Origin of the sequence: Streptomyces sp. NPDC096046, assembly GCF_040303285.1 — a bacterium.
Taxonomy (GTDB): Bacteria; Actinomycetota; Actinomycetes; order Streptomycetales; family Streptomycetaceae; genus Streptomyces.
Genome location: NZ_JBEOSZ010000101.1, coordinates 1 through 7439 on the forward strand (window position 1 = coordinate 1; position 7439 = coordinate 7439).

Here is a 7439-nt window from a genome sequence, read left to right on the forward strand (position 1 = left end):
TACATTCCGAACCCGGAAGCTAAGCCTTACAGCGCCGATGGTACTGCAGGGGGGACCCTGTGGGAGAGTAGGACGCCGCCGAACAATTCTTGTGAGAACCCCCGCATCTTCGGATGCGGGGGTTTTCTGCGTTTAGGCTCCATTCATGCGCTATGACCTCGTGATCTTCGACAATGACGGTGTGCTCGTCGACAGCGAGCCCATCTCCAACCGGTTGCTCGCGGCGTACCTCACCGAGCTGGGGCACTCCACCTCGTACGAGGAGTCCATCCGGGACTACATGGGGGCGGCCATGCACCGGATTCATGAGCTCGTCCTCCAGCGGACCGGGCAGCGGCTGCCGGAGAGCTTCGACGACGTCTTCCACGCGCGGGTGTTCGCGGCGTTCGAGCGGGAACTGGTGGCCGTGACCGGGGCCTCCGATGTCCTGGAGAAGCTGACCGCGGACGGGGTGCCGTACTGTGTCGCCTCCTCCGGGAGTCATGAGCGGATCCGGGTGGGGCATCGGGCGACGGGGCTTGACCGGTGGTTCGACGAGGGCCGGATCTTCAGCTCGCAGGATGTGGGGCGAGGCAAGCCTGCCCCCGACCTGTTCCTGTACACCGCCGAGCGGATGGGCGTGGCGCCCGGGCGGTGTGTCGTCGTGGAGGACAGTCCGCTGGGGGTGCGGGCGGCCATCGCGGCCGGCATGGACGTGTACGGGTTCACCGCCATGACACCGGCGGAGAAGCTCACCGGGGCCACCCACCTCTTCTCCGACATGGCGGAGTTGACCGACCTGCTCGTCTGACCTCTGTCACACGGAGGTCCGGACGATCGTTTCCGCCGACGCTGATCGCGGGGCGGCCGATGATGACCTGCGGCCCGCAAGCGGTTCCTGGTCGAGGACGCGACCGAAGAGGCCCTGGAGGCCGCGCCTGCCCTGGCCGCTTGAGCCGAACGGTGGTGTAGGTGAGGGAAATTCATCTTTGGCTGGATCTACCCACGGGTAGGCCGGGGCCCTACGCTCGCCGCCATGACTGATGTGCTGCGGCGCGGCAGGGCCTCGCTGGCGTTCAGCTTCTTGGTGCAGGGAGTCGCCTTCGCTCTGCTCGTGACGAGGATCCCGGCCATCCAGGACCGGTACGGGGTCTCCGACGCGCTGCTGCCGGCGTTTCTGGCCGCGGTGCCGATCCTCGCCGGCATCGGGAGCGTGACCACCGAGCGGCTGGTGAAGCGGGTGCGGCCGAGCCTGCTGCTGCGCTGGTCCCAGCCGGTGGTGCTGCTGGCGCTGCTCGGCGTCGGGGCCGGAGAGCGGATGGTGGAACTCGGGGTGGCGCTGGCGGCGTTCGGGCTCGCCGTCGGGGTGCTGGACGCGTCGATGAACATGCTCGGCGTGAGCCTGCAGCGGTCGTACGGGCGCAGCATCATGCTCAGCTTCCACGCGGCGTACAGCCTGGGCGGGATCGTCGGGGCGTCGCTGGCGTGGGTGGGGGCGCACGGGCAGCTGGCGTTGTGGGTGTCGTATCTGCCGGTCGTGCTGGTGCTGCTGCCGGCCGTGCTGGTGGGGAGCCGGTGGTATGTCGACGACCGGGAAGCGGCCCCCGCGGGGGAGGAGAAGACCGGGGAGGGGCAGGTGGTCGTCTTCAAGTGGCTGTTGCCGTTGTGCCTGGTGATGACGGTCGCGTACATCGGGGACTCGACGGTCTCCAACTGGAGTGCGAAGTACCTCCAGGACGTACTGGGCAGCTCCGAGCAGATGGCGACGGTGCCGTACAACGTGTACATGGTCACCACGCTGCTGGGTCGGGCGATCGGGGACCTCGGGGTGCGGCGGTTCGGGGCCGTGGCGGTGGTGCGGGGCGGGGCGCTGGTGGCGGCGGGCGGGTTCGCCGTGGTGGCCGTGGCGCCGGGGGCGTGGTTCGGGATGCTGGGGTTCACGCTGCTGGGCCTGGGATTGTGCGTGCTGGTGCCGCAGACCTTCGCGGCGGCGGGCAGGCTGTTCCCGGGTGCTTCGGACGCGGCTGTGGCGCGGCTGAATGTCTTCAACTATGTGGGGTTTTTGATCGGTTCGCCGTTGGTCGGGGTGCTCGGGGATCTGTGGAGCTACCGGGGGGCCATGCTCGTGCCGATGGTGTTGGTGCTGGTGACGCTGGTGTACGCCCGGTCGTTCGCGGCTCAACCGGACCGATACGGTGGCGGGCATGAGCGGCCGCGCACAGCTGATGTGGGACGAGGCAGTAACGGGCTATGACTTCGGTCCGGGTCATCCGATGGACCCGGTCCGGCTCGCCCTGACCTGGGGACTGATCGGCGCCTTCGGGCTGGACCGCGAGGTGGAGGTCGTCGCCGCGAAGGCGGCCGGGGAGTCGACACTGCGGCTCGTCCACCGGGAGGACTACATCAAGGCCGTGAAGGCGGCCTCCGCGGACCCGGGGGGCGCGGACCAGTCGTACGGGCTGGGGACGACGGACGACCCGGCGTTCGCGGGGATGCACGAGGTGTCGGCGCTGATCGCCGGGCAGTCGGTGGGGGCGGCGGAGGCCGTGTGGCGGGGGGAGGCGCTGCACGCGGTGAACTTCGCGGGCGGGCTGCACCATGCCATGCCGGGCGGGGCGTCCGGGTTCTGCATCTACAACGACGCCTCGCTGGCCATCGCGCGGCTGCTGGAGCTCGGGGCCGAGCGGGTCGCGTACATCGACGTCGACGTGCATCACGGGGACGGGGTGCAGGCGGCGTTCTGGGAGGACCCGCGGGTGCTGACGATCTCCCTGCACGAGCATCCCCGGACGCTGTTTCCGCAGACCGGGTGGCCGGAGGAGACCGGGGCGGACCGCGCGGAGGGTTCGGCGGTGAACGTGGCGCTGCCGGCCGGGACCGGGGACGCGGGGTGGCTGCGGGCGTTCCACGCGGTCGTGCCGGAGCTGATCGCGGACTTCCGGCCGCAGGTGCTGGTGACGCAGCACGGGGCCGACACGCACTTCGAGGATCCGCTGGCGCACCTGGCGGTGTCGCTGGACGCGCAGCGGGCGGTGCAGATGGCCTGTCACGACCTGGCGCACGAGTACGCCGGCGGGCGGTGGGTGGCCCTGGGCGGGGGCGGCTACGCGGTGGTCGACGTGGTGCCGCGCTCGTGGACGCATCTGGTCGCGATCGCGGCCGGCCGGGCCGTGGAGCCCGAGGCGATGATCCCCGAGGGCTGGCGGCAGGAAGTGTTCGCCAGGACGCGGCAGTTGGCCCCGGGCCGGATGACGGACGGGCGCCGGCCCGTCTCCTGGAGCGGCTGGGACGAGGGCTACGACCCGGCGGACCGGTTGGACCAGGCGGTGCTGGCGGCCCGGCGGGCGGTGTTCCCGCTGCGGGGGCTGCTGGCCTGAGGGAGCGAGTCCCGCCGTAGGCCGACCGTGCGGTGTTCGCCGGTTCCCGGGACAGGCGCAACGCCGATCACGCACGCTCTTCCTGTGCTGACCACCCAAGCCCTGCGCGCGCATCTGGTGGGCGCACGGCTCGCCGGAACCGTGGCGACCTCTCGCGAGGCCGGCCTGCGCAGTTACCGGCTCTTCGCCGCCCGGGACCCTCGTGTGCTGCTCGGTATCGATCCCGAAGGGTCCTGGGGGGAGCGGGAGTTGATCGAGCTGATGGCGGACCGGTGCGGTGTTTCGGCCAACCCCCGACAGGTCTCCGGCCAGGACGTGATCGATCCGGAGCGTACCCTGGCGGCGCTGGACGCCTTCGCGGTACGCCTCGCCGAGGCCGCCCGGCGCCGTGCTCCCGTGCTCCTCGGCACCGGGCACCCGCATACGCTGCTCGGTTTCTACGTCGCTCTGGCAGACGCGCTGTCGGCGGCGGGATGTACCGTCCTCACTCTCGCGCAGGGTCGTCGTGTCGACATAACGACCCGGTTCGGCCTACGCACGTACAACCTCGACTACGTAGGAGGAGTCGCGCTGGTGCGGACCTCTGGAGCGGAACGCCCCGGTTGTGAGCCCGGCGTACATACGCACTCACCCCTCCCGGTTCGTACCGTACTGGCCGCTTGTGCGGAGGCCGGCGGCCCTCTTCCCGAGCTGGTGATCGGGGACCACGGGTGGGTCTGCGGGGCAGGTCAGCTGGGGTTCGAGGCCATCGGGCCGGCCGATACGAACGACCCGGCGCTGTTCGTGGGAGAGGCCGAGGGGTCCGTGTCGGTCGTCGTTCCGCTTGATGACGGCGTGCGGTCTGATTACTACCTGCCGCTTACCCGCTACGTACTCAATCGGGCGTGTCTGTCACAGTAGGCCGCCGATGGGTGCACCTCTTCCCCACTCGCATCACTGGCCCCTACATTGGGGAGTGAGCACGCAGCGACGAAGAGTCACCGGAAGGGGAAGCCGGTGGCCGTCGAGTGCGGAAGGTTCAGGTGTGTCATGGCTGCAGCTGGCGAGAGGCCTCTGAACGAGGTTCAGTTCCTTACCGTGGCGGAAGTCGCCTCGGTGATGCGAGTGTCGAAGATGACCGTGTACCGACTGGTGCACAGCGGTCATCTGCCCGCGATCCGTGTGGGGCGGTCCTTCCGCGTCCCGGAGCAAGCGGTTCACGAGTACCTCCGCGAGAGCTACGTGGGGGTGGAAACCGCCTGACGGCAGGGCCGGGGGGTCCCCCACAGGGCACATCGGGATCCCCCCGGCCTCCTCGATTACGACCTCAGCGCTCGGACGGGTAGGCTGACCCCTCGTAGGTCGTATGGGCCCATGGCGCCCAAACACCGAGTGATGAGAAGTGAGCGAGGGTAGTCGTGGGCTCTGTTATCAAGAAGCGGCGCAAGCGGATGGCGAAGAAGAAGCACCGCAAGCTGCTCAAGCGCACGCGCGTTCAGCGTCGTAACAAGAAGTAGGTTCGCGACGCGGACGCCGCGAGAGCGTTGCTGTGGCCCCCCACCACCGGTGGGGGGCCACACGCATATGCCCTCCCGCCTCCGGTCGACTCCGGTCACTTCACGCATCAGGCGGTCATCACAGCGCAACGACGAACCGCTAAGTTGGCCCCACGGGGGAACCCGGCGGAACAAGAGGTTCTGGAAGGAAGGCGCTGATCTTGGGCAAGGTCGTGCTCGTGACCGGAGTGGCGCGCCAGCTGGGGGGCCGGTTCGTCCGGCGGATCCAGCGGGACCCCGAGGTGGACCGGGTCGTCGCCGTGGACGCGGTGCCGCCGGAGCACCATCTGGGCGGTGCGGACTTCATCCAGGCCGACATCCGGCAGCCCACCATCGCGCGCGTGCTCGCCGAGACGGGCGCCGACACGATCGTCCACCTGGACGTGACGGGCACGCCGCTGGGCAGCGGCAACCGGGCGTCCCTGAAGGAGAACAACGTCATCGGCACCATGCAGCTGCTCGGTGCCTGCCAGAAGTCCCCGGCCGTGCAGCGGCTGGTCGTCAAGTCCAGCACCAACGTCTACGGCTCCGCACCCCGCGACCCGGCCGTCTTCACCGAGACGACCCCGCCCAAGTCCCTGCCCAGCGGCGGCTTCGCCAAGGACACCGTCGAGGTCGAGGGCTATGTCCGCGGCTTCGCGCGCCGCAGGCCCGATGTGGCCGTGTGCGTGCTGCGGTTCGCCAACATCCTGGGCCCGGCCGCGGACACACCGCTCGCCTCGTACTTCGCGCTGCCGGTCCTGCCGACCGTGTTCGGCTACGACCCGCGGCTGCAGTTCGTGCACGAGGACGACGTGATCGAGGTGCTGCGGATCGGCTCGCACGAGCCCCGCCGGGGCACGCTCAACAGCGGCACCTTCAACATCGCCGGCGACGGCGTGCTGCTGCTCTCCCAGTGCTCCCGGCGCCTCGGGCGGCCCACCGTGCCCCTGCTGCTCCCGGCCGTCACCTGGGCGGGCTCGCTGGTGCGTACGCTGGGTATGACGGACTTCTCGCCCGAGCAGATCCGGCTGCTCACCCACGGCCGGGTCGTGGCGACGGGCCAGATGCGCGAGACGCTGGGATTCCAGCCCAAGTACACGACCGCGGAGACGTTCGCGGACTTCGCCCGCAGCCAGGGCCCCGGCCTTCTTCCGCCGGAGGCTCTCGCGGGGGCCGTGGACCGGATCGCCGGCCTGCCACTCGCGGGCGGCGGACACTCCCCGACGCAGAGCGCCAACTGAGGAGCGCATCAACGATGGCGGACGCCAAGGTCATTCCGTTCGACGACGACCGGTCCCGAGGGGGCGCCGCGCAGCGCCCCCAGCGGCGCCGGAGCGCCGGGAACCGCCGCCCGGGCACGGAGTCCGTGCCGGTCCGTGAGGTGCAGCCTCTGCCCACCTGGGCGGTTCCGCAGGATGATGTTCCTGTGACTTCTGAGGAACAGCCGCCGGAGCCTTCCCGGGACGGCGACGGCGGGCTGGAACGGCGTTTCGCGGGCGGCCTGGCCTTCCTGCGCCGCCGCCTCACCGGGGACTACGAGGTCGACGACTTCGGCTACGACCAGGAACTCACCGACCAGGTCCTGATGTCCCTGCTGCGCCCGCTGTACGAGAAGTACTTCCGGGTCGAGGTGAAGGGCGTCGAGAACATCCCGTCCGAGGGCGGCGCGCTGATCGTCGCCAACCATTCCGGCACGCTGCCGATGGACGGGCTGATGATGCAGGTCGCCGTGCACGACAACCATCCGGCGGGTCGGCATCTGCGGCTGCTCGCCGCGGACCTGGTGTTCATGCTGCCGGTGGTCAACGAGCTGGCCCGCAAGCTCGGTCACACCCTGGCGTGCGCCGAGGACGCCGCACGGCTGCTGGAGCAGGGCGAAGTGGTCGGGGTGATGCCGGAGGGGTTCAAGGGCCTCGGCAAGCCCTTCGCGGACCGCTACAAGTTGCAGCGCTTCGGGCGCGGCGGTTTCGTCTCGACGGCTCTGCGCGCGGGGACACCGATCGTGCCCTGCTCGATCGTCGGGGCGGAGGAGATCTACCCGATGATCGGCGACGCCAAGACGGTCGCGCGGCTGCTGGGCTTCCCGTACTTCCCGCTCACGCCCACGTTCCCGTGGCTCGGCCCGCTCGGGGCGATTCCGCTGCCGACCAAGTGGACGATCCAGTTCGGCGAGCCGATTCCCACGGACGGCTATCCGCCGGAGGCGGCCGAGGACCCGATGCTGATGTTCAACCTGACCGACCAGGTCAGGGAGCAGATCCAGCACACGCTGTACAAGCTGCTGGTGCAGCGGCGGTCGGTGTTCTTCTGACGCCGGGGTTCGTGGCGGCGCGCCGGTTCTTCGTGGCCGTCCGACGGAGTCGGGCGCGGCTGTCCGAAGCCCGCGAAGCGGTGCGAGGGCGGCAGACAGGAAGGGCCGAGCCGCTGGTGCGGTGGCGGTCGGTGTTCTTCTGACTCTTCCGCGTACGACGTCGGGGGCGCCCCTTGCCCGAGGTCATACGCGAACGAGGCGATGTCGTCGAGGAGGCCCGTGTGGTGGCCGAGGAGACGCAGCACCAGATGCTGC

The 7439-nt window shown here is 69.9% G+C and carries 8 protein-coding genes and 1 rRNA gene; all 9 read left to right on the forward strand.

Annotated features, from left to right (window positions below):
* A 5S ribosomal RNA gene (gene rrf, locus ABTX62_RS37645) occupies positions 1–84 on the forward strand; the annotation flags it as partial.
* Positions 85–145: 61 nt separating this feature from the next.
* A complete protein-coding gene (locus ABTX62_RS37650; protein ID WP_352120395.1) occupies positions 146–790 on the forward strand; it encodes an HAD family hydrolase in 645 nt (214 codons plus the stop codon).
* 225 nt (positions 791–1015) lie between these two features.
* On the forward strand, positions 1016–2233 hold the full coding sequence (locus ABTX62_RS37655) for an MFS transporter (protein ID WP_352120396.1): 1218 nt from the start codon (positions 1016–1018) through the stop codon (positions 2231–2233).
* Entirely contained in the window at positions 2184–3356 is a 1173-nt protein-coding gene (locus ABTX62_RS37660) for an acetoin utilization protein AcuC (protein WP_352120397.1), read from the forward strand. Before ABTX62_RS37655 ends, ABTX62_RS37660 begins: the two co-directional genes overlap by 50 nt.
* A gap of 84 nt (positions 3357–3440) precedes the next feature.
* A complete protein-coding gene (locus tag ABTX62_RS37665) occupies positions 3441–4256 on the forward strand; it encodes a phosphatase (RefSeq protein ID WP_352120398.1) in 816 nt (271 codons plus the stop codon).
* 129 nt (positions 4257–4385) lie between these two features.
* On the forward strand, positions 4386–4598 hold the full coding sequence (locus tag ABTX62_RS37670; RefSeq protein WP_004984898.1) for a helix-turn-helix domain-containing protein: 213 nt from the start codon (positions 4386–4388) through the stop codon (positions 4596–4598).
* 155 nt (positions 4599–4753) lie between these two features.
* Positions 4754–4852 carry a 30S ribosomal protein bS22 gene (locus tag ABTX62_RS37675; protein ID WP_003948845.1) on the forward strand — a complete coding sequence of 33 codons (99 nt, stop codon included), beginning with the start codon at positions 4754–4756 and terminating at the stop codon, positions 4850–4852.
* A gap of 200 nt (positions 4853–5052) precedes the next feature.
* Entirely contained in the window at positions 5053–6114 is a 1062-nt protein-coding gene (locus ABTX62_RS37680; RefSeq protein WP_352120399.1) for an NAD-dependent epimerase/dehydratase family protein, read from the forward strand.
* 14 nt (positions 6115–6128) lie between these two features.
* Complete coding sequence (locus tag ABTX62_RS37685) at positions 6129–7184, forward strand: 1-acyl-sn-glycerol-3-phosphate acyltransferase (RefSeq protein ID WP_352120400.1); 1056 nt, start codon at positions 6129–6131, stop codon at positions 7182–7184.
* Positions 7185–7439 lie beyond the last annotated feature (255 nt).